The sequence below is a fragment of the uncultured Paraglaciecola sp. genome (assembly GCF_943787955.1).
Lineage (GTDB): Bacteria > Pseudomonadota > Gammaproteobacteria > Enterobacterales > Alteromonadaceae > Paraglaciecola.
Map to the genome: position 1 here is coordinate 14,281 of NZ_CALSOK010000004.1, position 25,034 is coordinate 39,314.

Genomic DNA, 25,034 nt, shown 5'->3' on the forward strand with positions numbered 1-25,034 from the left:
CAGTGTCTCTACCCCTCTATCCAATCACCTTGGATAGTGTAAAACATAGCTTATGTTTTGCACGGGTTTAAGATACAAGAGTAAACTTTAGTCAGCTATTTAGCTGTCTATGCCATTACAGCAGCAACCACTTCTTTTGGCATCCTACAGCCGGTCATTTTTCTGTGCTCTGGGTGTGGTCTGTATTGAAATTTAAGGGCAGATTAAGTTAGGCATGTAAAACAAAGTCTATTCAGATATGCGACTTAATAAATTCAGCAGTTTGGATAATCGCTAGATTGATATGACCATCAAGAGAGAAGCCAGAAGCCTTACGCGGTTTAAAACTATGATCGCCATCCGTTAGATAACTCACTTGAACCTGTGTAGATAAATTATATGAACTGATCTCTTCACGTGTACCAAAGGTGTCCCGTTCACCCTGTAAAATCAGTACGGGTTTATTAATCGTTTCTAAATGAGCAGTACGTAATTTCTCAGATTGACCCGGTGGATGAAATGGGTATCCCATACAAATACAGCCAAGCGCTTTTGACTCTTGTAACAACATGCTTGCCATTCGCCCGCCCATCGATTTGCCACCAATAAAGATGGGGAAACTGCTGTCAACATCACTTAGTACAGCATTAAAGTGAGCGAGCAATTTATCAGCCCGTTCAGGCGGACGCCTTTTACCTAACTCTTCGGCCAATTGCATATAAGCAAAATTGAAACGCACTACATTAATGCTGTGTTTTGATAATCCCTCGGCCATTAACTGCATAAATTCACTATTTTGCCCCGCACCTGCACCGTGGGCAAAAACAAAACTAGCTACGGGCTCTTTAGCCATATTATTCAAAGTCTTGTTCATCTTGTTCTTCTTTTACTTGTGCCAATAACCATTCTCGAAATGCAGTGATTTTGCCTAAATCAGCCTGAGATTGATGACAGACTAAATAATAAGCACTTTTAGTAATTAACTTTTCTTCGAATGGACAGATCAATCGTCCCGCTTCAATTTCTGGTCTGGCTAAAAAACTGTATCCTAGTGCAATCCCTTGCCCTAAAGCTGCCACTTGTTGAACTAGCAAAGAGTGACTAAAAATTGGGCCGTGATTAACATTCACTCCCGATACGTTGAAGTGTCGTATCCACTCCTGCCAAGCATCTCTGGAAGAGTCGTGCAATAACGTATGTTGTGAAAGATCGTCCAACTGCCTTAGGGGTTTATCTCCTTGGATCAATAGAGGAGAACACATAGGAGTGAGATATTCAGTATGTAACTTATCAGCTGCTAGGCCTGACCATTTGCCCTTGCCAAAATAAATAGCGACATCCACATCATCGGTTAAAAATCCCTCATCACCATCTACGGCTTTTATGCGAAGATCGATATCTGGATTTAACTGACTAAATTTGCTGATCCTAGGCACTAACCACTGAATTGCAAAACTTGTTTGTAACGCCACAGTAATGGCTCCCTTTCCCCCTTTTGCCACTAATCGCTCAGTAGCATCATTTAACGACTGAAAAATTTCTTTCAATTCAAGGTAATAACTCTGGCCTTCTTCAGTCAAAAACAACGCACGATTTTTGCGAACAAAAAGTTTCATGGATAAAAACTCTTCCAATGCTTTTATTTGATGACTAACGGCGGCTTGAGTAACAAATAATTCATCAGCGGCGCGGGTAAAACTGAGATGCCTAGCAGCGACTTCGAAGGCTTTAAGGGAGTTAAGAGGGGGTAATCTGCGGTTCATGGGTAAGTAGTCAACTAATAATATTTCAGGCGCCATTAAAGCATTAGTTTTTCTAATCCACAAGCATAGAAAATGTCATTTCAATAGGTTTAAACATAAGTATACAATTCGATTCGTGGTAAATATTTATTGTTTTAAAACAATAAATAACGGCAACACAACAGAATTAACATACAAAAAAACTTATGATTTTTTACATTACCAAACCAAAGGTTAACAAAATGAAAACAACTAATACATTATTGGCTATTTTAGTCTCTGTACTTTTTACCCAAACGGCTAAAGCAGAGTTGAGCTCTAATCGTTCTACCATTCAACTTAAAAGTTCAATTGGGATCAACATTGAAACTGAAATAGATAATAATCTGATCACGATGCTAGCAAACATTCAAGCTTCTTTCATTAAAACAGATGTTGTCAAACAACTTAATATTGACACACTTCAATCACAAACAAATGAAATAGTGCTAAACGTGGGTGAAACATTACCAGAATTCAAATTTAAGGTTGTCATCGCAGAATAAATTTGAATTCTTAATAACTTGTTAACGCCTATTAGCCAGTTATCGCTGTGCAGGGCAACATGTGCTAAACTCGCCGAAAAAGCCGAATGAGCCGAATGAGCCTAGTACAGCAAATATTCGAACACATTAATTACTAGTCAGCACTGGTATCAAGAGGTGCAAAGCCTTTCACTAATTCGTCTAATGCTTTCATTTGTTGTAAATACGGTTCCAATTTATCCAAAGCCAATGCGCAAGGTCCATCACATTTAGCTTCATTAGGATTGGGATGTGCCTCAATAAATAACCCAGCCAATCCTAACGCCATACCGCTTCTGGCAAGCTGTGCCGCTTGAGCACGACGACCATCAGCCGAATCAGTCCGTCCCCCAGGTTTTTGTAAAGCATGGGTGGCGTCAAAAATAACCGGTGCATAGGCTTTCATTTCATCCATAGCCAACATATCAACCACTAAGTTGTTATAACCATAACAAGAGCCTCGTTCACACAAGATAATTTTATCATTACCCGCCTCACCAAATTTAGTGATGATATGACGCATTTCATGAGCGGCTAAAAATTGTGGTTTTTTAACATTAATAATAGCGCCAGTTTTTGCCATGGCGACAACCAAATCAGTTTGACGAGCTAAGAATGCAGGTAATTGGATCACGTTCACTACTTCAGCCACAGGTGCGGCTTGGTAAGACTCGTGAACATCTGTTATCAAAGGCACGTCAAAAGTGTGTTTGATTTCTTCAAATATTTTGAGTCCCTCTTCCATTCCTGGGCCACGATAGGCATTTACAGATGAACGATTAGCTTTATCAAACGACGCTTTAAACACATAAGGAATACCAAGCCTATCGGTCACTTCTTTATAATGTTCTGCAATACGCATTGCCATATCGCGAGACTCCAACACATTCATGCCACCAAAAAGCACAAAAGGCTTGTCATTAGCCACTTCAATATTACCAATGGCGAGTTTTTGTAAATTTTGTTGCGTTTGCATAGAGAGTTCTTAATATTTCAAGTTTGTCTAAAGGAATAGCATAGCAAGCTAAGCCATTTGTGGGTATCTGAAAAATAGCAGCGACCGTTAATTTTGCTTTTTAGACTGTCCATTCGATTATTCTTTCTTTTGTTCGCATTTATCCAGATAAATTTCGGGTAAAAGTGGCGGTTAGGTCAAATAACCCGTAAAATGCAATGTTAGATTTTAGTGACTTGTTAAGACTCGATGTCTTTTAAGTGACAACACAAAATGATTGCCTAAGGTAAATACAATCCGCTATGACAAAAAAGCTATTTATTAAAACCTGGGGTTGCCAAATGAACGAGTATGACTCGGAAAAAATGGCCGACCTATTGAATTCGACACATGGTTATCAAGCCACAGACACAGCTGAAGACGCGGATATTATATTGCTTAATACCTGCTCAATTCGTGAGAAAGCGCAAGAAAAGGTATTTCATCAATTAGGCCGCTGGAAAAACCTGAAAAAAGACAAACCAAATCTCATTATTGGCGTTGGTGGATGCGTGGCATCACAAGAAGGTAAAACCATCCGTAAACGTGCGCCATTTGTTGACCTTGTTTTTGGCCCACAGACCCTGCATCGCTTACCAGAAATGATCAATCAAATTAAAGGTGGTAGCAAATCTGTCATCGACATTAGTTTTCCAGAAATTGAAAAGTTTGATCGTCTTCCCGAGCCCAAGGCAGATGGTCCCAGTGCATTTGTTTCCATTATGGAAGGTTGTTCTAAATATTGTACTTTTTGTGTAGTGCCCTACACGCGTGGCGAAGAAGTCAGCCGCCCGGTAGATGACGTATTGCTAGAAATCGCTCAGTTGGCTGAACAAGGTGTGCGTGAAGTCAATATGTTGGGGCAGAACGTAAACGCATTTCGTGGTCCGAATTACGACGGTAGCATTTGCACTTTTGCCGAGTTATTAGAATTAGTCGCTTCTATCAATGGAATTGACCGAATTCGATATACCACCTCTCATCCGGTAGAGTTTACTGACGACATTATCGATGCTTACGCACAAATCCCTGAACTGGTAGATCATTTACATTTACCAGTTCAATCTGGTGCAGATCGTATCTTAAACTTGATGAAACGCGGTCATACTGCGATTGAGTATAAATCTAAGATTAGAAAACTTAAAAAAATACGTCCTAACTTGAGCATGTCATCTGATTTTATTATCGGTTTCCCTGGCGAAACTAACGCTGATTTTGAAGCCACTATGGACTTAATTCAAGCCATGGACTTCGACTTGAGTTTTAGTTTTATCTATAGCGCACGCCCCGGCACACCAGCAGCTGACTTACCTGATGATGTCACTGAAGAAACCAAAAAACAACGTTTGAGTTTGTTGCAACAACGTATCACCCAACAAGCATTGCGTATTGCACGTAACATGGTCGATACCGAGCAACGTATTTTAGTGGAAGGTCCAAGTAAAAAAAATCCAATGGAGTTGTCAGGACGTACAGAAAACAATCGCGTAGTGAACTTTGAAGGCATGCCAAAAATGATTGGTCAGTTTGTTGATGTTAAAATAACCGATGTGTTTGCTAATTCATTAAGAGGTCATGTGATCAAAACCGAAGATCAAATGGACTTACGTAACGAATTGGCACCACACACGATTTTAGCTAAAAACCCAAATAAAGTTGATGACTTAGGGGTCGGTCAGGTTGCCATCGTGTAGTCGGTTACGCCAGCAAAATTATACAGCAAAGAGAGTAACCATTTGAGTAACCTTGTAAGCAGTGAAATTGTATTAGAGCCTTCAGATCACAAACGTCTATCCAGCTTGTGTGGACCACTGGATGACAATATTAAACAAATTGAACGCCGTTTAGGCGTTGAGATCACTTATATTAACAATGAATTTAAAGTAATGGGGCAATCACAACAATCCAGCGGTGCGGCAGAATTACTCAAATTATTGTATATGGAAACGCAACCAATCCGAGGTGTGATCCCAGATATCGAGCCAAACAAAGTACATTTAGCTATTCAAGAGGCAAAATGTTTGGAACGTGCCGAAACAGGTCAATATGGTAAAGAAATCCATATCAAAACCAAACGTGGGGTCATCAAACCTCGCAATCCTAACCAATCTCAATATGTGAGTAATATCATTAATCACGATATTAGTTTTGGTGTAGGTCCCGCAGGTACCGGTAAAACCTATTTAGCCGTCGCTTGCGCTGTAGAAGCATTGGAACGTCAAGAAGTTCGCCGTATATTATTAACCCGCCCTGCAGTAGAAGCCGGTGAAAAATTAGGCTTTTTACCGGGTGATTTGTCTCAAAAAGTCGACCCTTACCTGCGCCCTTTATATGACGCATTATTTGAAATGCTTGGCTTTGAAAAAGTTGAAAAATTAATTGAGCGCAGTGTGATAGAAGTTGCGCCTTTGGCCTATATGCGCGGACGCACTCTAAATGATGCCTTTATCATTTTGGATGAAGGGCAAAACACAACTGTAGAACAAATGAAAATGTTCTTAACCCGAATTGGTTTTAATTCTCAAGCGGTGATCACCGGAGATATTACACAAGTTGACTTACCTCGAGGTGTCCGTTCAGGTTTGCGACACAGCATTGAAGTGTTGAAAGATGTCAATGGCATATCATTTAACTTTTTTAGTGCTAATGATGTAGTTCGTCATCCCGTTGTAGGGCGTATTGTAATGGCTTATGAGGAATATGAAGGCAAACAAGAAAAAGAACGACTAGAAAAAAAAGCACAGCTAGCATCACTTTCTAATGAAGCCATTGCCAATAACCATAAAAATCCCGCTAAGTGAAAAACCTGTGAGCGCTATTCTAGATTTACAACTTGCCAGTGATTGTTCTGATACTCCTTCAAAAGAGAAGTTTCAATTGTGGCTAGACACTTTATTGTCTGATCAGCAACTAGAAAACAAAGAAATCACTGTGCGCATTGTTGACGATGCAGAAATTCATCAACTTAATCAACAATATCGTGATAAAGACAAGGCAACTAACGTGCTGTCCTTTCCTTTTGAAATGCCCGACCTGGTATTACCTGATGGTATTGATTTAGATGAATCGATATCTAACTTTTTAGGGGATATTGTTATTTGCGTGCAGGTTATCAAACGAGAATCTAAAGAACAAAACAAGGTGATAGATCACCACTGGGCACATATGTTGATACATGGCACCTTGCATTTACTTGGTTATGACCACACAGAAGAGCTCGATAGAAAAGAAATGGAAGGCATTGAAATTGCTATATTACAAAAATTAGCCATTGACGATCCCTACCAAAATCATTAATGATACATTTTTAATATTTCGTAACGCTTAAAACCTTACGACAACTAACCTAAATAACGAGATCATGAGCGAAGATACCCCCCCATCTACTAGCGGTTCTGTCAACAAAGGCTGGATTGAGAAAATAGTCCAATCTTTTACGGGAGAGCCGAAAAACAAAGAAGAATTGTTCGAAGTCATCACAGACGCCGAAGAACGAGAAGTCATTAATCCCCAAACCAAAGCTATGATTGAAGGGGTAATGGAAGTGAGCGAAATGCGTGTACGGGAGATAATGATCCCAAGAGCACAAATGCGCACCATTGAAATTGACCAAAATGTAGAAGAGTTTCTACCTATCCTCCTCGACTCTGCTCATTCCCGCTTTCCTGTTATTAACGAAGACAAAGATCATATTGAAGGAATTTTGCTAGCTAAAGACTTGCTTGAATATGCCTTTATGCCTGCCAAGAAATTTGAATTAAAGAATATTCTTCGCCCAGCGGTCATTGTTCCCGAGAGTAAACGTGTCGATGTTCTGCTCAAAGAGTTTCAACAAAAACGTTATCACATGGCAATAGTGGTAGATGAGTATGGTGGCGTGTCAGGATTAGTGACTATTGAAGATATTCTCGAACTGATAGTGGGTGAAATTGAAGACGAACATGATGTGGAAGAAAATGATAACGATGGGATCCGCCCACTTAATAAATACACCTACTCAGTTAAAGCCCTCACATCATTAGAAGATTTCAATAAGTTTTTCGAAACCAAATTTGATGAAGAAGAAGCAGATACCATTGGTGGGATTGTGTTAAAAGCCTTTGGCCATATGCCAGAGCGTGATGAAAAAGTCACGATTGGTGAACTTAAATTTAAAGTGACAAACTCAGATAAAAGACGCTTATTACAGTTAAAAGTGACCTTACCAGAAACGGAAGAGTAGCTCTGAGTATCATAGACAAAGAGAGTGATATGTCATTCTCTTTAAAATTATTTTTAGCTGTTCTTTTTGGCGCGATGCTTACATTGGCTTATGCGCCGTTTTCATTATGGTTTGTTACCTTCCTAAGCGTTACTGGACTTATTCACTTACTCAGTAACTCATTTCCCAAACAAAGTTTTAAACTGGGTTTTGCTTTCGGTTTAGGCTGGTTCGGTGCAGGTGTCAGTTGGGTGCATGTGAGCATTGCTGATTTTGGTGGGATCCCACTGATTGGCTCCATCAGTTTAATGTTGCTGTTAAGCGCCTATTTAGCGTTATTCCCTGCTCTGAGTTGTTATTTAGTCAATAAATATTTTACCAATAAATTATGGCCTATTGCTCTGCCCTTTATTTGGTTAGCTGTTGAGTGGCTAAGAAGTTGGTTTTTAACTGGTTTCCCCTGGCTTTCATTAGGTTATAGCCAAATACAAGGCCCACTTGCAGGATGGTTCCCAGTCATTGGCGAGTTTGGTGTTTCAGGTTTGACGGTACTCATTAGCACGGCACTTGCTATATGGTTAGCTGATAAGAAATGGCTTCCTAGTATTATTGTTGTCACCGTACTCTTTGTTTCAGGTGTAGCGTTAAACCAATATCAATGGGCAAAACCAAGTGGTGAGAGTGCCCGTATTGCAATGGTCCAGGGCAATATAGAGCAAGCCCTGCGATGGACACCAGAGCAAGATCAGCCCACTATGGACAAATATAAAAATATGAGTGCTGATCATTGGAACAATGATGTGATTATTTGGCCTGAAGCGGCTATTCCTAAACTTGAGCCGTTAGCCGCAGATTATATTAAACAAATAGATAACCTAGCCGCACAAACAAACACAGGCCTTATCACGGGTATTGTTAACTACAACTTTGAAACACAAGAAGCCTACAACAACTTAATCGGTTTAGGACAAAAGCATCAAAATGATAAAGATGATGATGAAGATGCCAATGAACACGGCCACTACTATTATTTTCATGCTAATCGTTTTGCAAAACACCACTTACTGCCCATAGGCGAATTTATTCCATTAGAAAATTGGATACGTGGTTTAGCCCCTATATTTGACTTGCCCATGTCATCCTTTAGCCGAGGTGATTATCAACAATCTAATTTAAAGGTAAAGGGGTATCACTTTGCCCCGGCAATCTGCTTCGAGATCGCTTTTCCCAAGCAGATTTCCGCTAACCTATACTTCAACACTGACTTTATTATCACTGTTAGTAATGATGCTTGGTTTGGTGGCTCTCATGGTCCAGCCCAACATTTAGAAATTGCACAAGTGCGGGCCAAAGAGTTCGGTTTACCCGTGTTACGTACAACCAATAACGGTATCACCGCTTTTATCGATCACCGAGGTCAAATTCAAAGTAGATTACCTCAGTTCGAAGCTGCAGTACTGAGTGATGTTGTCCAACAAGTTAAGGGATATACCCCATACCGTTCGTTTGGTGATTGGCCAGTTTGGTGTTTGTCTTTAATAATGTTTTGTTTGGCCTGTTGGAATAAAAAGCAACTGAAGGATAGTTAGTCAAATGCCCACTCAAACCCGCAATCCTCATTTTACTATTCGCCCAGCAACCATCAATGACGCCGGACTGATCCTTAGGTTCATTCGAGAATTGGCCGATTACGAAAAACTGTTACATGAAGTCATTGCTGACGAAGCCACACTGAAACAAAGCCTGTTTGGCGAAACACCATATGCCAAAGTGGTGATTGGTGAATATAATGGCGTGGCCGTTTCATTTGCGTTGTACTTCCATAATTTTTCAACGTTTCTTGGTCGCCCAGGTATTTATTTAGAAGACTTGTACGTGCAACCCACGATGCGAGGCAAAGGACTAGGTAAGATCCTGCTAGGATATTTAGCATCTCTTGCCATAGAATTAAATTGTGGGCGTTTAGAGTGGTGGGTATTGGATTGGAATAAGCCCGCTATCGATTTCTATCAATCTTTAGGCGCGCAGCCCATGGATGAATGGACGGTGAATCGAGTGACGGGTCAGGCATTAGGTAAACTTGCAAAACAGCTATAATCATAAAGTCCTCTCGTTATAATTGACTCAAGTTATAATAGCGCAACAGGAATGCCTTAACCTCCCCCCTGCTCCACTCCCTTTGTGCCAGCCAATATAACTCTCATCTTATCCATCGGGGTAAGCACAATCACATTACCTATCAGTACCAAAACAAAACCAATCACAGTGCTCGTTTGCCAAACAAACCCTTCAAACAGCATACTTAATGTCACAGCTACCACAGGGAACAACACCACAGAGTAACTGGCTTTGTCAGGGCCTATGTCTTTTAATAATAAAAAATAACAAGCAAAAGCGATGACCGTACCAAATATGCTTAGGTACAGAAGAGAAGCAATATAGGGAAGCCTAGTATCTAAGCTAAATTCAGAGCCACTGCTCAAAGTAAAGATGAGCAGAAATAAGCTACCGTATAACATACCCCATGCATTGCCTTGCATAATACCAATATTGTTGCTTGAATTACGCACACTGGTCATATTGCCCAATGAGGCAACAAAGGTACCGCCTAACGAAAGCCCCAAACCGATTATCGCTTCACTGGCAAAGTCTAAGGTTTTAATGTCTTGCCAAAACAGAGCAATAATACCTACTAGGCCTAAGGTTGCGCCGATAAGAATACGAGGAGCGATAGGTCTGCCAAAAAATATTCGGGTATTGATAATGTTCATTATTAATAATGTAGAAAACGCTATAGAGGTCATGGCTGAAGTTAAGTAATTTTGTGCCCAATACAGAATTAAGTAATTAAATCCGAAGTTACAACAAGCTAATGTCATAAAGAAAAAATGATTTTTAATACTAAATTGCATCGGTAACTGCTTAATTAAGCAATATATCCACATCAATAATGCAGCAATTGAGAAACGGTAAACTAACGATACTTCAGGTGCAACAACACCTAGCTGGTATTCGATTGCAAGCCATGTAGAACCCCATATCAGTACTGTCGTAACATATAAAACGGTGCTTCTCATCTTGTTTAACTTTTCACTCTGAAGATGTAAATACTAATTTATCTTATTAATTCCATCAGATCTGGTAACGTCTCAATCAACTTGAAGTGGTCATTAAAGGTCAAGTAAATAGTTTTGATACACCCGCGATGGAACCTGTTGAACAATACGCAACTATTTTTTTATCATTGATACGATTGCCACTATTTAGGAATACCAAGAATATATCTAAACTATCACGGCCGGCGCATAGAAATACTGACAGCCTAAATATCATGGGGATAATGTTGAAGACTAATATAATACAAAAAATATCAGAAGAAATTTTCATCATTCCTAATATCAATGATTTGATTAAAGAAACATCAAAAGTATACACACAGGGTGATGTCAATTGTTGAAATAAATAAGGCAGCTGTTGATAGATACCCGTAATCTTAAAGGAAAGATTTAGAATACAAACGCCAATCAACCAAAGGGGCTCTTACTGACTTTTAGACTAAAATGCTTGTCTAAATGTATTCCACTGCAATTATCTCAAATTCAATCATACCTTTAGGCGTTTGAATATTAGCGATATCGTCTACAGACTTACCAATCAACCCCCTAGCTATAGGCGAGCCCACTGAAATTAAGTTATTCTTGATATCAGCTTCATCCTGACCCACTATCCGGTAAGTGATTTCTTCATCGGTTTTCACATTAATAATAGTCACTGTGGTACCAAAAATAACTTTCCCATTATTAGTCATTTTAGTGACATCAATAATTTGAATATTGGACAACTTACCTTCAATATCTTGCAAACGCCCTTCACAAAAACTTTGTTGTTCACGCGCAGCATGATACTCAGCGTTTTCTTTCAGGTCTCCATGCTCTCTTGCTTCAGCAATAGACTTAACAATTTGCGGTCTTTTTACCGATTTTAAATATTTCAACTCTTCACGGAGCAATTCTGCTCCCTTAGCTGTCATTGGATATAGGGTCATATCAACAACTCTCTTATTTTTTGTTGTGTGTAAATTTATCAATAAGGGCTAAATATCTATTTTCAACCAGTTAATATTCAGTCCTTATTTTGATTATGATGCTTGGATACGCATGTGTAAATCCTGAACCGATGTGACTCGTGCTCTATCGTCAGCTTTATTGGCATTAACCGTTGCGAATGCAGCGTTCATAGTCGTGGTGTAAGCCACTTTATTTAACAATGCTTCTTTACGAATATATACAGAGTCATCAATCGCTTGACGCCCTTCGGTCGTATTAACAATATAGCAGTATTCACCATTTTTAATGGCATCTACAATATTTGGACGACCTTCGCTGAGTTTATTCACCATGGAACATTTAACACCAGCATTATTTAATACCGTGGCTGTACCTTTCGTCGCCTCTATAGTGAAACCTTTGGAAAGCATAGCTTGGCCTAATTCTATTACCCGATTCTTATCGTTTAGACGAACAGATAACAAGGCTTTACCACCAACAGGAATTGGTTGACTGGCACCTAAGTTTGCTTTTGCATAGGCTTCTTCGAAACTATCACCTACGCCCATCACTTCACCTGTTGAACGCATTTCTGGCCCCAATAATGGATCAACACCTTGGAACTTAGCAAAAGGTAGTACGACTTCTTTAACCGAGAAATACGGAGGAATGATTTCTTTGGTAATACCTTGTGACACAAGTGACTGACCGGCCATGACTCTTGCACCAATTTTAGCCAGCGCCATACCCGTGGCTTTTGATACAAAGGGGACGGTTCGTGCAGCACGAGGATTTACTTCAATTAAATACACTTGACCATCTTTCACAGCAAATTGGGTATTCATCAAACCTATCACACCCAGCTCCAACGCCATGGATTTCACTTGCTGACGCATGACATCTTGAACTTCTGAGCTTAAAGAATAAGCAGGTAATGAACAGGCCGAGTCACCGGAGTGAACGCCGGCTTGTTCGATATGCTCCATAATGCCACCAATGACGACGTCTTTGCCGTCGCAAATAGCATCTACATCGACTTCGATAGCATCGTCTAAGAAGCGGTCTAACAATACAGGTGAGTCATTGGAAACTTTTACTGCGTTGTTTAAATACCGTTTAAGGTCGTTAATATCGTAAACAATTTCCATAGCACGACCACCTAGAACATAAGAAGGGCGCACAACCAATGGGAATCCTATTTTGTCAGCAGCAACGATGGCTTGTTCCATATTCCTTACTGTTGCATTAGCTGGCTGCTTCAGGTTAAGTTTATTAACCATTTTTTGGAAACGTTCGCGGTCTTCTGCTTTATCTATTGCATCTGGTGAGGTGCCAATGATGGGCACACCAGCGGCTTCTAATTCCCGTGCTAATTTAAGGGGCGTTTGCCCACCATATTGAACAATCACGCCTTTTGGTTTTTCGATACGTACAATTTCTAATACGTCTTCTAAAGTCACTGATTCGAAATACAAACGATCCGAGGTGTCGTAATCGGTAGAAACAGTTTCTGGGTTACAGTTGACCATAATGGTTTCATAACCATCTTCACGCAATGCCAACGCTGCATGAACACAACAATAATCAAATTCAATTCCCTGCCCAATGCGGTTTGGACCACCACCCAACACCATGATTTTATCATTATCGGTTGGGTTAGCCTCACACTCTTCGTCATAAGTGGAATACATATAAGCGGTATCAGAAGAGAATTCAGCCGCACAAGTATCGACCCGTTTGTAAACAGGATGAATATCAAAACCGCGGCGAATATCACGCACATCCGACTCATCTACACCGGTTAATTCAGCAATTCTAGAATCAGCAAAACCTTTGCGTTTGAGTATTTTCATCAAATCTTCGTCGATTGAAGATAAACCTGACTCGTGGAGCTGTTGTTCAAGGATAATTAATTCTTCAATCTGCACCAAGTACCATCTGTCGATATTGGTTAATTCGAATATTTCATCCACCGACATGCCCATACGAATGGCATCAGCAATGTACCAAATACGCTCAGCACCCGGCTCACGCAATTCACGGATGATGGTGGTTTTTGCCTTTGGAGCAGTAACATCGATAATAGAGTCTAGCCCCTTAACACCTACCTCTAATCCACGTAACGCTTTTTGTAATGACTCTTGTAAGTTACGCCCAATAGCCATTACCTCACCCACAGATTTCATTTGTGTGGTTAAACGGTCATTGGCACCAGCAAATTTTTCAAAGTTAAATCGCGGTATTTTAGTCACTACATAATCAATAGTAGGTTCGAACGAAGCTGGGGTTAATCCCCCCGTGATATCATTAGCTAATTCATCCAAGGTGTAACCTATGGCTAATTTAGCCGCGACTTTCGCAATAGGAAAACCTGTCGCTTTTGATGCCAAAGCAGAAGAACGAGATACTCTTGGATTCATCTCAATGACGACTAAACGGCCTGTTTCTGGATCCACACCAAATTGAACGTTTGAACCGCCAGTTTCCACACCAATCTCACGTAAAACCGCTATGGCAGCATTACGCATAATTTGAAATTCTTTATCCGTCAAGGTTTGTGCTGGAGCCACGGTAATAGAATCGCCTGTATGCACGCCCATAGGATCAATATTTTCGATGGTACAAACAATAATAACGTTGTCAGCTTTGTCTCTGACCACTTCCATTTCATACTCTTTCCAGCCAATTAATGACTCGTCAATTAACAATTCGCTGGTAGGCGATAAATCTAATCCCCGAACACATATCTCTTCAAATTCTTGTTTGTTGTAGGCAATACCACCACCAGAACCGCCCATAGTAAAAGAGGGGCGAATAATACAAGGAAAACCAATGCGTTTACTAACGTCTAATGCTTGTTCAATAGTATGTGCAATTTCTGCATGGGGACACGCTAGACCAATAGATTTCATGGCTTTATCAAAACGTTCCCGGTCTTCAGCTTTATCTATTGCATCTGCCGTAGCACCAATCATTTCAACACCAAACTCTTGAAGCACACCATATTTGTTTAAATCAAGCGCACAGTTTAAAGCGGTTTGTCCACCCATAGTCGGTAATACTGCATCAGGGCGTTCTTTTTCGATGATTTTCCTTACCACTTCCCAGTGGATAGGCTCAATGTAGGTAGCATCAGCCATTTCAGGATCTGTCATGATAGTGGCTGGATTTGAGTTAACCAAGATCACGCGGTAACCTTCTTCGCGCAATGCTTTACAGGCTTGTGCGCCTGAATAGTCGAATTCACAAGCTTGGCCTATTACAATTGGGCCAGCGCCTAATATCAAGATGCTTTTTATGTCGGTACGTTTTGGCATGTCACTAATTACTCTACTAATTCTTGTACTTTAAAAGATGCGTTTTTTTAGATGATGCAGGTTTATTCGCTCTGCTGCATCAAATCTATAAAATGATCGAATAACGGTGCTGCGTCATTTGGCCCTGGGCTTGCTTCTGGATGACCTTGAAAACTAAAAGCAGGTTTGTCTGTACGATGAATACCTTGTAAAGATTTATCAAATAATGACACATGGGTCACCTCTAAAGTATCAGGCAAATTACTTTCATCTACCGCAAACCCATGGTTTTGACTGGTGATCATTACTCGCTCACCTTTAATATCCTTGACGGGATGGTTAGCACCATGATGACCAAACTTCATTTTTTCAGTTTTTGCACCACTGGCTATCGCAAGAAGTTGATGACCTAAACAAATTCCAAAAATTGGAATATTGGTAACTAACAGTTGTTTAATGGCGGAAATGGCGTAACCACAAGGTTCAGGATCGCCCGGTCCATTTGACAAAAACACTCCATCAGGTTTTAACGCGAGGACTTCTTCAGCAGTCGTTTTGGCAGGCACTACAGTGAGTTTGCAGCCACGGTCGGCTAACATGCGTAAAATATTGCGTTTCACACCAAAATCATAGGCAACAACATGAAAAGCAGGGTTATCTATAGTGGTTTGGTATCCCTCACCTAGCACCCAACTCCCTTCAGACCATTCGTAAGCTTCAGAACAAGTTACTTCTTTAGCTAAATCCATGCCTTTTATACCTGCAAAAGCCTGTGCTTTAGCTAAGGCTAGGGTTTCATCTAATGGTATATTGTCAAGTGTATTGCTAGCAATGATGCAACCATTTTGCGCACCTTTGTCGCGTAATATCCGAGTTAACCTGCGAGTATCAATGTCCGCAATCCCAAGAATGTTATTTTCTTCCAAGTATTCAGACAAGCTCTGTTCACTACGAAAATTACTTACAAGAAGAGGCAAGTCGCGGATAATTAGGCCTTTGGCCCAAATTTTATGTGATTCACAGTCTTCAAGATTTATACCCGTATTACCAATATGTGGGTAAGTGAGAGTGACTATTTGTTCTGCATAAGACGGGTCAGTAAGGATTTCCTGATAACCTGTCATAGAGGTATTAAACACTACCTCACCCACCGACACACCAGAAGCACCAAAAGCAGTACCTTTAAAGATAGAACCATCTTCAAGTACTAAAAGGGCAGAATTAGCCAAATCAACCTCCAGGTTAGTTATTAAAAGATTTTAACCTAGGACTCCAACTTTTCAGACAAATTAGCAGAGCCCATAGATATTCACATAAACAATTGATTTAAATAAATATTTAGTCAATTTTCACATTATGAAAAGTAAAATATGAACGACTTCACTAAATTTTGGCAAATCCGGAATATTATACATACAAGGTTGATTCAGGTCTATTCACAATTAAAAAAATGTATAAATAAGCGTTTAGCTATACTTTTAATACATAAGGGCTAAAAACAGCTGTTCACAAATTATTGAATACTGTTATTTGAAACCTAAAACGTCTTCCATGTCGTATAAACCTGGTGATTTGCCGATGATCCAACTCGCCGCTTTGACGGCTCCTTTGGCAAACGTTAATCGACTTGATGCCTTGTGAGTTATTTCTAACCTTTCACCTATATCGGCAAATAATGCAGTGTGTTCGCCTACAACATCGCCTGCCCTTACGGTAGCGAAACCTATAGTTTGATGATCTCGCTCACCTGTTTCACCTTCTCGGCCGTACACTGCACACTTAGACAAATCCCGACCAATTTCATCGGCAATTGCCTGCCCAATTGCCATCGCGGTGCCCGAAGGAGCATCTTTTTTAAATCGATGATGAGCTTCCAGAATCTCAATGTCAGCAGAGCCTGCCATCACTGCAGCCGCTTTTCTGACTAAATTCAGCATCAGGTTTACCCCCACACTATAGTTAGCAGCAAAAACAATAGGAATATGATTGGCAGCAGAATCTAACGCAGCCTTTTGTTTAGTATTTAATCCCGTTGTGCCGATTATCATAGGTTTATTGTGTGCTACACAAAAAGCCAAATTTTCAGTAAGTGCATCAGGTAAGGTGAAATCAATCAGTACCTCTATTTGTTTAATATATGAATACAAGTTATCGCATATCAACAAGCCCTTTTTACCTATCCCTGCGAGATCACCTACATCAACTCCTACAAAGGAAGAACTGGCTCTAACGGCAGCGGCAGTCAAATTGTCATCCGCACTTTGTTCGATGGCATCAATCAGGATTCTTCCCATACGGCCATTGGCACCAAAAATAGCAATGTTACTCATAGTGATAAAACATGTTTTATTGATAAATTATAGTGAGAGTGTGCCTGAATTATGTAATTGATGCAGTAACGTCAAAGGTAATTTTTTTGTATAACTAACCTCACCTTCGCATAAGGGCCCCGAACCAATAAAGCACTTACGTGTAAAGTCAGATAGAATAAATATATAAAATCACAAAGTTCTTCATCGTTAACACTCTTTTTTGGAATGCCATGCTAGAAAACAATTTCACTAACCCAACCATCTCTATTGAACAGTTACCGACAATATTGACCCTAGATGCACAATCACTATCTGAGCAATATGCACCGTTAAATCGTCTCATTAATTTAGGCTTTATTCTGTTTGTTTGTGTGCTTGGCATGGTGCTGTATTTTCAGCCTTTTGTCGGTTTACCAGAAGGGTTACTCAATTCATTACCCTTCTTCATTTGGATTGCCGCTGTATTAGGCTTTTTGTTTACATGGTTAAGTTATGCACGCGATCTAGTCAAATCCTATAGCCTTAGAGCATTAGATTTACATTATACAAGTGGCCTATTTTTTCGGAAGGTAGTCAGTCAGCCTATTACCCGCATTCAACATATTGAACTAAAACGGGGTCCTATCGAACGAAAAGTAGGTTTGGCCACTTTGCAAGTATTCAGTGCAGGAGGTGAGATGCACACCTTTCAAATCCCTGGTTTACTTGTAGAAACAGCCCAACAACTTCGGCAATATATACTGCAGCATAAAGATGTGATTGAACATGGATAAACGGCCTTCTTCATCTACCACTGATAGCTCAAATTCTGCACAGACATCAGAAACCATTGACGATTGGCAAGTTTTATCGCCTATTGCTATTTTATATTTTACGGCAAGCATATTTAAACATCTATTTGGTAATCTGATCTATTTGATCCCAGCATTAGCGTTCAGTTATAAGAGTATAATCGAGCATCCTTTTATATGGTTACCCCTCATTTTAGTAGCGTTTTCATTGTTAACACTTTTCGCCTTTGTCAGCTTTAAAGTTTATCGCTACCGATTAACAACCGACAATATCGAAATACGCTCTGGAATATTCAGTAAGAAATATTTAAACCTGCCATTTTCCCGCGTGCAAAATGTCAAAATAGAACAACCTATTTATTATCGTTTAACAGGACATGCATGTTTGCAGTTGGATACCGCAGGCTCAGCTAAAAACGAAGCGAAATTAGTAGCAATCAAATTAGATTTTGCCCAGCAGCTAAAAAAACGTATTCAGAGTCAAGTTCAAAATAATACAGAAGATATCAATCAAGAAAACACCCCCACTAATTCGAAAGAACAGCTTGGTCATTCACAAGACAGTTCATCGACCAAAGAAACGATGCTCAATACAAGAAAGTTATCTGACTTAGTGATCCATGGCATTACCAGCAATAGAGTTTGGATTTTACTGGGAGGACTTGCCCCATTTTATGACAATATTTTCGACACAGTTGGTGACTGGTTAACAACCTTAGAAATTGATTTAACAAAACTATTTAGCCTACAAACACACTCGTTACTCGAAGTGGTTTTGTATGCATTATCACTGACTATGTTAGTCATGTTTGTGTTGGTGGGCTTTTCTGTAATAGGGGCGATTATAAACTTTTACGGTTACACCCTCAGTAAACTGGATGATAAATACATTAGGCGCAGCGGACTGTTCACTAAACATGAAGTCAGTATGGGGTTAAGTCGTTTGCAAATGATAATACAAAAACAAGACTGGCTAGACGTGCTACTTCAGCGCATTAACTTGCAGTTTGAGCAAAGCAATTCCTTTGGTAAAAATCACAATTTGTCGGCGACCAGCAGTAAAATTATTGTGCCATCCATTAAACCTCATGAATGCCAAGCACTAATAGACGATGCCTACCCCAACAATGCACTAGAGGCATTAGTCTGCAACAACGGGTTTGAATCCATTAGCAAACGTTTTATTTTACGAAATATTCTATTTATCCTCATGCCATTATGGTTGATAACAATCATACCTGCAGTCATGGATGGAAAGTTTATGATATCAACTTTCATTTGTGCGTTATTTTTATGCCTCTGTGGTCTAGTTGTTATACGTTGGAAACGCTGGGGAGTTGCACGAGATCAAAATTTTGTCTACCTGAGGAAAGGGCTAATTGGCATCGACTATTATTGCTTTCCAACCTATAAATTACAGCAAACCCAATTTAAACAAAATTTACTTATGAAGAAGCGACAATTGGCTACTGTGAAATTTGTGCTGGCATCCGGCTCACATAAAGTGCCTATGATTACTGAAAAGTTAGCCTATCAATTGATCAACGAAGGCCTCTATAAAGTGGAGTCAGTCCACAAGTCCTGGATGTGATGCGTCACAGCAAATCATCAAACTTTACTGGTCAGAATTTTCACTAGCAGATATACACACCAAGCCCTGTTCCCTCTTGGTGGTTACTAGTGAAATGATTACGCCAACTGTCTCTTGAATCTAACAGGGTAAAATAGATCTGGTTGCCGCGTCGCAAAGCTAAGTGTGTTTACCCTTTAATAACATGAGCATACATCTTGCACTGTGATACTCCTAGTTCAAAAAGGAGCACCACAGAAAATTGACCAGAAAATCAGAATTAAAGAATAAGATGGGTGTCATTTTAGATCGATGAAAACTCAAAAAAAGTATTACAAGTTCATTTGATCAAGATCAATACAGTTGCACTTCGAATGGTTTAAAAATTCAGCACTTGCCGTGGTAACAATATATGAAGACAAGTAGAAACCTAAACATTCATTAAGCATTTAAGAGGATTAACATCATGACAAATGTTTCCGTCACCAAACAGCCAAACAATGGGAAAGGCAAGAGTATTGCCCCCTTAAGCTCGCACTTCCCTAATATTGATGATTTTTTTGATAAATTTACCAACCATTGGCCATTTATGCGGCCAACCCTTGGCAATATGGAATCGACTGAGCTTAGTTTACACCCAAAAGTTGATATTATTGAGGACGATAAGTCCTATAAGTTATCAGCGGAGTTACCAGGCCTTGAACTGGGCGATATCAATCTTGACTTATCGGATGGGATCTTGACGCTAAGTGGTGAAAAGAAAACCCAGAAGGAAGAACACAAGGAAGGTAATTATCATATGATGGAGCGCAGTTATGGTTATTTCAAACGAAGTTTCTCACTGCCAAAAAGTGTTGAAGAAGATAAAATCAAGGCCGTATTTAAGAAAGGCGTATTGGATATTACTATGCCAAAATCCGAAAAAGCCCAACAGCTTCAGCGCAAGATTTCAATTAACGAGTAAGTAGGACATTGTCTACAGACAAGTCAGTTATTACCTTACTTTAACGAATAAAGGCGTCATATCTTGACGCTTATATCTGTTCTATCAGTCTTATATCCTGATACTTTTTCAAAAAGGGATAACAAAATAATTGAATCCGATTTCCTGGTTTCGTTTTCAATACACGATATAAAATGGGTGATCTCATTCATTTGACTACTCCATACTTGTCGAAATGCGTAACGCTTCATCAAAGGGCTGATAATACCTTGCTAAAATCTGAGGCAAAACCTTGCGACTTTTATACGTCCTGCTTTTCATTCTTGCTAGCTGCTTTATCCGTCATTGATTTTTTACATATAATGTTCTGGTCAAGTCCAACCGGACACTTTTCTAAAGGAGTTTTCAAATTCAATTGGCGATTGATCCAAATTAGCTGAATGTAGTCGCTCAACATTATAATATTTCATGTACCTAGCGACATCTTCTCGCATATGTGTTCGAGTGGTCTGCGGTACTTTAAACAACCAATCATGCTTTAAACTTCCAAAGAAGCGCTCCACAACAGCATTATCCCAGCAAGCTCCAACATCCCCCATACTAGCTCGACACTCTAATCGCGACAGTAGATTTCTAAAGCCTTTACTCGTGTACTGAGAGCCTCTGTCACTGTGAAACACCAAACCTTTGCCTGGCTTGCGTAAATTATGAGCCTTTGTCAGCGCTTGCTCGACCAAATCACGCGTCATGCGTTTTGATATATGCCAGCCCACAATACGGCGTGAGTACAAATCCATGACAATTGCTAGATATAACCAGCCCTCACCAGTCTTTAAATAGGACACATCACCCGCCCAAATTTGATTGGGTCCAACAGGATTGAAATTCATATTTAGCAAGTTGTCAGCCACAGCATCACTGTGTTTGCGCTTGGTTGTCACTTTATAAGCTATTCGCTGAGTCACAACTAATTTAAGCCGTTCCATTAACTTAATGGCGCGATACCGCGTTATTTCAAAGCCTTCTTTGCGTAGTGCTTTAGCAAGCTCTCTGCTGCCTAAACTGTTTCGACTTGCCTTGAATAATGCTTTGGCTCGTCGATACAGTCTTAGCGTTTGAGCGCTAATGAGTTCACCAGGTTTTTTTAGCCATGCGTAGTATGCTGACGAACTCACTTCCATCACTTTACAAGCAACTGACACCGGATACTTCGCATCAAGCTCACTTATAAAAGAATATCTTACTTCATTTCTTTCGCGAAGAAGGCACTGGCCTTTTTTAGGATTTCACGCTCCATTTGTAGACGTTTACTATCTTTCCTGAGCTGAATTAACTCTGCCCGTTCATCACCAGATAATGCATCACCTAGTGCCTGTTTCTTATGCTTAGCTACCCAGTTGTAAAGTAGTTTGTCTGTCACACCTAAAGATGCAGCAGCTTGTACGATTGGATAGTCTTGCTCTATTACCAGAGCGACCGCTTCTTGTTTAAATTCTGCGGGATAATGTTTATTTGTTCGTTTAGTCATATTCACCTCAATTAACAGGATTATAATCCTTTATTGAAGTGTCCGGTTAATTCAACCACAACATAATGCCCAGGTAATGGATAAAGTGCGCTGTACTTTATCCATTAGGCGTTCGTTGACCGCATTGTTATATATTTTTATCATTCGCAGATTTTCCGAAAATATAACCTACCATTTCAAGGAATGCGCCAACTACTACAAGGATAAGTCCTACGTAGGTAGTAGAAACACTTGCTTTGACACCGGCCGCTTCTAGATTGGCTCCTCTTTGTGGGAAAGCAATCTCAGGAGCTGATACCTGAAAATAGAATTGGACTGCAATAAGTCCAACTCCGACAATAATTAAAAATAGACCGCTGAAGATAACTATCAATTTTGGATTTAACATAATTATTCTCTATCGTTCAAAAAACACGCATTAATTTTAAAGTCTATACTTACACATAACACTAACATATGGGTATTTTAGGAGCGTTTTCTCAGCGAGTAAAATCCCATCATGATGTTTTTGTTATAAGCACATACGACTGTAGTGTTTGGATACATAGATTTAACCCCACTTATTGGCTGCTGCGGGAGCGAAAGTAAACCAAAATAGACAATGCTGAAAACACCGATAAAAAACGCTAAATTTGTGACTTTGTTTGCAAATTTAAAAACTGTATTAAGAAATGATGATGGTCACACAAAGCAACCCGAACACTTTTATAAGTAACCTGTGCTGCCAGACCGCCATCTTTGAAATTCAAGCAAAATACAATTAACCATTATATTTTTGCGAAAATGATCGATATATATAAAAGAACTGAACGACTAGTGTGGGTTCTATGAAAACAGCTTTAGTACTCTCAGGTGGTGGTGCACGCGCTGCATATCAAGTCGGTGTGCTAAAAGCGCTTGCTGAAATAGTTCCCAAAACTGAGCATAATCCGTTTCAAATAATATGTGGCACCTCTGCAGGTGCAATTAACGCTGCGAAAATTGCAACTGAAGCCGATAATTTTCACCAAGCGGTTATTGGGCTAGAAGATATTTGGGGCAACCTCACCTCCGCGCGTATACACCAAGTTGATTACTTTACGGTTTTTAAAAGTATGATCAAAATATTCGCTTCATTCTTCCATAGTGGTATTGCCAATGATAAGCCGTTAAGTCTTTTTGACAATCGACCACTGGCTTATTTGTTAAAACGAAGTATCAATATGAGCCGCCTCAATACTATGATTGCCAAAGACCATTTGCATGCACTAAGCATCAACGCCTTAGGTTATACCTCAGGTCAAAACATTGCGTTTTTTCAAGGCCACTCATCTATCAAGACATGGAGTAAAACCCGACGCTTGGGACTGAGAGCTGAATTGCAGCTTAAACACTTAATGGCATCAACTGCTATTCCCGCAGTTTTTCCTTCAGTACGCATTAATCGTGAATATTTTGGTGATGGTGCAGTGCGCCAATCAGCGCCATTGAGTGTGCCATTGAAAATGGGAGCTGACAAGATTATGGTGATTGGTGTTAGTGGCAATATTACGGGTATTGAGCGTTTACATACTGAGCATTCACCTTCCATTGCGCAAGTTTTTGGTAATATGCTGAACAGTGCTTTTATTGACGCAATGGATGAAGACCTATCTATTTTAGAGCGTTTCAATCGCATATCAGCATGTATTTCAGAGCAACAACAAAAACAGATTGGGGTACGACCGATTGATATATTAGTAATCGAACCGAGCGTGAAATTTGATGTCTTGGCTGCTGAATATGAAGTGCACTTACCAAAATCCATGCGTTTTTTATTATCTATAGTGGGTGCTAATAAAAAAGGCAGTGGCGGCAGTTTGGCAAGTTACGTATTGTTTGAAAAGGCCTATTGCAAAGCATTAATTGATATTGGATATCAAGATGCGATGACACAGATTGATGAGATTAAGCAGTTTATGGTAATGACTTAACACTCTACTTTGCGGGCTACTTCAGAGTCATAAATAGACTAAATTAGGCTGAGTGTTTGAAATCAACAGGTCAGTGCGTTTGCACTTGTAACATCTGCTAATGGCTAAATTCAACTTATCACGCTTTGTTGAAAATATCAGATTGAATTCTGACAAACCCAAATCAAGTTTTATTCTGTGGTTGAGAAGGCAAAAACGAAACATTAGGCAAGGAATGCGTATATTTCGCTTCTTTTTCTAACGCCTCTAAATCTTTGATAATCATTTGATTGCGTTTTTTATCAACGACGCCTTGTTTTTTCCACTGCTGTAATTGTTGATTCACCACTTGTCTTACTGAACCCGTCATCCTAGCCAAGGTTTCATCAGTTAATCCATTGACTAAATGATGTTGATGCTCTTCCTCTTTAGCGCCGGTATAAAACTTGATTTTATTAATATGTTCCAAAATAATACGGCTTAAACGTGTGGTGACATTATGCAAAACTAAACTGCTTGTTTGTTGTTCTTTTTCGCGCATCTTTTTGGCTAAATAAGGCATAAATTGTTGGTTAAAAGTAGGATAGGTCCATAACCAATTGCGCATAGTAGTGAGTTTAACTGAAAGTAATTTGACTGTGGTTAAAGGTGAAATAATCACATCATGAGGTTGGTCATCAAACAGCACCATTAAATCAAAACAATCGCCAGCATAAAACATATCTAAGGTGGCTTCTCGGCCCGTCTCAGGGTTAGATTGTTTGATTTCCAATTGCCCTGCCATCACCACAAAAAAACGTTTGGTTAATATGTCTGCATTTATATAATCGCCTTTGTGCCATTCATCGAGTTGAAACTCTTGTTGAAAATCTTCGATTGATTTTGCCGGTAAGTCAGCAAAAATATTCGCTTGTTTTACTAACACTAGGTTGGCTTGTTGAGGCACATGACTACCATATTGACACATAAGTAAAATTACCTTAGCGGTAATGAAATGAGTAATTTTATTCTACTTAGTTATGTTTATTAAGCAAAAGCTAATCCGTATTTTCTTCAGAACACGATGCTAATTTATTGTTTTTTTTATTTTAAAAACTATTTCATTTGTTCTGTCATATTTGTGACAGAAGCATTTTTT

General features: G+C 39.6%; 22 protein-coding genes. 11 read left to right on the forward strand and 11 right to left on the reverse strand.

The annotated features are described in order from the left end of the window. Positions 1–232: 232 nt before the first annotated feature. Entirely contained in the window at positions 233–853 is a 621-nt protein-coding gene (locus Q0Y52_RS03920; protein WP_297818297.1) for an alpha/beta family hydrolase, read from the reverse strand. Continuing rightward, positions 834–1,742, reverse strand: coding sequence for a transcriptional regulator GcvA (locus Q0Y52_RS03925; protein ID WP_297818573.1), 909 nt, complete (start codon positions 1,740–1,742; stop codon positions 834–836). The genes Q0Y52_RS03920 and Q0Y52_RS03925 overlap by 20 nt, the downstream gene beginning before the upstream one ends. A gap of 221 nt (positions 1,743–1,963) precedes the next feature. On the opposite strand from Q0Y52_RS03925, the gene Q0Y52_RS03930 reads away from it, so the two are divergent. Beyond that, the gene (locus tag Q0Y52_RS03930) at positions 1,964–2,266 is read left to right on the forward strand and encodes a hypothetical protein (RefSeq protein WP_297818300.1); all 303 of its coding nucleotides are present in this window, start codon (positions 1,964–1,966) and stop codon (positions 2,264–2,266) included. Between the two features lie 133 nt (positions 2,267–2,399). On the opposite strand, the gene kdsA is transcribed toward Q0Y52_RS03930, so the two are convergent. Beyond that, positions 2,400–3,260 carry a 3-deoxy-8-phosphooctulonate synthase gene (gene kdsA / locus Q0Y52_RS03935; RefSeq protein WP_297818302.1) on the reverse strand — a complete coding sequence of 287 codons (861 nt, stop codon included), beginning with the start codon at positions 3,258–3,260 and terminating at the stop codon, positions 2,400–2,402. Between the two features lie 281 nt (positions 3,261–3,541). Between kdsA and miaB the strand changes: the two genes are divergently transcribed. The 6 genes from miaB to Q0Y52_RS03965 all read left to right on the forward strand — a co-directional run bounded on the left by miaB (position 3,542) and on the right by Q0Y52_RS03965 (position 9,576). After that, complete coding sequence (gene miaB, locus Q0Y52_RS03940) at positions 3,542–4,972, forward strand: tRNA (N6-isopentenyl adenosine(37)-C2)-methylthiotransferase MiaB (RefSeq protein ID WP_297818305.1); 1,431 nt, start codon at positions 3,542–3,544, stop codon at positions 4,970–4,972. Positions 4,973–5,014: 42 nt separating this feature from the next. After that, positions 5,015–6,079 carry a PhoH family protein gene (locus Q0Y52_RS03945; protein WP_297818306.1) on the forward strand — a complete coding sequence of 355 codons (1,065 nt, stop codon included), beginning with the start codon at positions 5,015–5,017 and terminating at the stop codon, positions 6,077–6,079. 7 nt (positions 6,080–6,086) lie between these two features. Next, a complete protein-coding gene (gene ybeY / locus Q0Y52_RS03950; RefSeq protein ID WP_297818307.1) occupies positions 6,087–6,575 on the forward strand; it encodes an rRNA maturation RNase YbeY in 489 nt (162 codons plus the stop codon). 64 nt (positions 6,576–6,639) lie between these two features. After that, positions 6,640–7,500 carry a transporter associated domain-containing protein gene (locus tag Q0Y52_RS03955; RefSeq protein ID WP_297818310.1) on the forward strand — a complete coding sequence of 287 codons (861 nt, stop codon included), beginning with the start codon at positions 6,640–6,642 and terminating at the stop codon, positions 7,498–7,500. Positions 7,501–7,529: 29 nt separating this feature from the next. Continuing rightward, complete coding sequence (gene lnt / locus Q0Y52_RS03960) at positions 7,530–9,068, forward strand: apolipoprotein N-acyltransferase (RefSeq protein WP_297818312.1); 1,539 nt, start codon at positions 7,530–7,532, stop codon at positions 9,066–9,068. 4 nt (positions 9,069–9,072) lie between these two features. After that, positions 9,073–9,576 (forward strand): GNAT family N-acetyltransferase, encoded by a 504-nt coding sequence (locus tag Q0Y52_RS03965; protein WP_297818314.1) that lies wholly within the window; start codon positions 9,073–9,075, stop codon positions 9,574–9,576. A gap of 56 nt (positions 9,577–9,632) precedes the next feature. Here the strand turns inward: Q0Y52_RS03965 and Q0Y52_RS03970 are convergent, their stop codons facing one another. From Q0Y52_RS03970 to dapB, 5 genes are all read right to left on the reverse strand, one after another. Beyond that, positions 9,633–10,556 (reverse strand): DMT family transporter, encoded by a 924-nt coding sequence (locus Q0Y52_RS03970; RefSeq protein WP_297818317.1) that lies wholly within the window; start codon positions 10,554–10,556, stop codon positions 9,633–9,635. A 491-nt stretch (positions 10,557–11,047) separates the two neighbouring features. After that, the gene (greA, locus tag Q0Y52_RS03975; RefSeq protein ID WP_297818320.1) at positions 11,048–11,524 is read right to left on the reverse strand and encodes a transcription elongation factor GreA; all 477 of its coding nucleotides are present in this window, start codon (positions 11,522–11,524) and stop codon (positions 11,048–11,050) included. A 93-nt stretch (positions 11,525–11,617) separates the two neighbouring features. Further along, complete coding sequence (gene carB, locus Q0Y52_RS03980; RefSeq protein WP_297818323.1) at positions 11,618–14,842, reverse strand: carbamoyl-phosphate synthase large subunit; 3,225 nt, start codon at positions 14,840–14,842, stop codon at positions 11,618–11,620. A 62-nt stretch (positions 14,843–14,904) separates the two neighbouring features. Next, positions 14,905–16,050 carry a glutamine-hydrolyzing carbamoyl-phosphate synthase small subunit gene (carA, locus tag Q0Y52_RS03985; protein WP_297818326.1) on the reverse strand — a complete coding sequence of 382 codons (1,146 nt, stop codon included), beginning with the start codon at positions 16,048–16,050 and terminating at the stop codon, positions 14,905–14,907. 297 nt (positions 16,051–16,347) lie between these two features. After that, positions 16,348–17,151: a 4-hydroxy-tetrahydrodipicolinate reductase gene (dapB, locus tag Q0Y52_RS03990; RefSeq protein ID WP_297818328.1), complete on the reverse strand. Its 804-nt coding sequence runs from the start codon at positions 17,149–17,151 to the stop codon at positions 16,348–16,350. 212 nt (positions 17,152–17,363) lie between these two features. Here dapB and Q0Y52_RS03995 point away from each other — a divergent pair, with 212 nt between their 5' ends. The 3 genes from Q0Y52_RS03995 (at position 17,364) to Q0Y52_RS04005 (ending at position 20,458) form a co-directional block, all read left to right on the forward strand. Continuing rightward, entirely contained in the window at positions 17,364–17,906 is a 543-nt protein-coding gene (locus Q0Y52_RS03995) for a PH domain-containing protein (RefSeq protein WP_297818329.1), read from the forward strand. Next, positions 17,899–19,515, forward strand: a complete 1,617-nt coding sequence (locus tag Q0Y52_RS04000) for a PH domain-containing protein (RefSeq protein WP_297818331.1) — start codon at positions 17,899–17,901, stop codon at positions 19,513–19,515. Before Q0Y52_RS03995 ends, Q0Y52_RS04000 begins: the two co-directional genes overlap by 8 nt. 445 nt (positions 19,516–19,960) lie before the next feature. After that, positions 19,961–20,458: an Hsp20/alpha crystallin family protein gene (locus tag Q0Y52_RS04005; RefSeq protein ID WP_297818333.1), complete on the forward strand. Its 498-nt coding sequence runs from the start codon at positions 19,961–19,963 to the stop codon at positions 20,456–20,458. 350 nt (positions 20,459–20,808) lie between these two features. On the opposite strand, the gene Q0Y52_RS04010 is transcribed toward Q0Y52_RS04005, so the two are convergent. Both Q0Y52_RS04010 and Q0Y52_RS04015 read right to left on the reverse strand, forming a co-directional pair. Continuing rightward, positions 20,809–21,965, reverse strand: a protein-coding gene (locus Q0Y52_RS04010; protein ID WP_297817445.1) for an IS3 family transposase whose coding sequence is annotated in 2 segments (ribosomal slippage) — positions 20,809–21,719 and positions 21,719–21,965 — 1,158 coding nt in all. Because the reading frame shifts where the segments join, the coding sequence is not laid out codon by codon here. Between the two features lie 127 nt (positions 21,966–22,092). After that, positions 22,093–22,353, reverse strand: a complete 261-nt coding sequence (locus Q0Y52_RS04015) for a hypothetical protein (protein WP_297818336.1) — start codon at positions 22,351–22,353, stop codon at positions 22,093–22,095. A 439-nt stretch (positions 22,354–22,792) separates the two neighbouring features. Between Q0Y52_RS04015 and Q0Y52_RS04020 the strand changes: the two genes are divergently transcribed. Beyond that, positions 22,793–23,917 (forward strand): patatin-like phospholipase family protein, encoded by a 1,125-nt coding sequence (locus Q0Y52_RS04020; protein WP_297818339.1) that lies wholly within the window; start codon positions 22,793–22,795, stop codon positions 23,915–23,917. Positions 23,918–24,080: 163 nt separating this feature from the next. Here the strand turns inward: Q0Y52_RS04020 and Q0Y52_RS04025 are convergent, their stop codons facing one another. After that, positions 24,081–24,863, reverse strand: coding sequence for a Crp/Fnr family transcriptional regulator (locus Q0Y52_RS04025; RefSeq protein ID WP_297818341.1), 783 nt, complete (start codon positions 24,861–24,863; stop codon positions 24,081–24,083). Positions 24,864–25,034 lie beyond the last annotated feature (171 nt).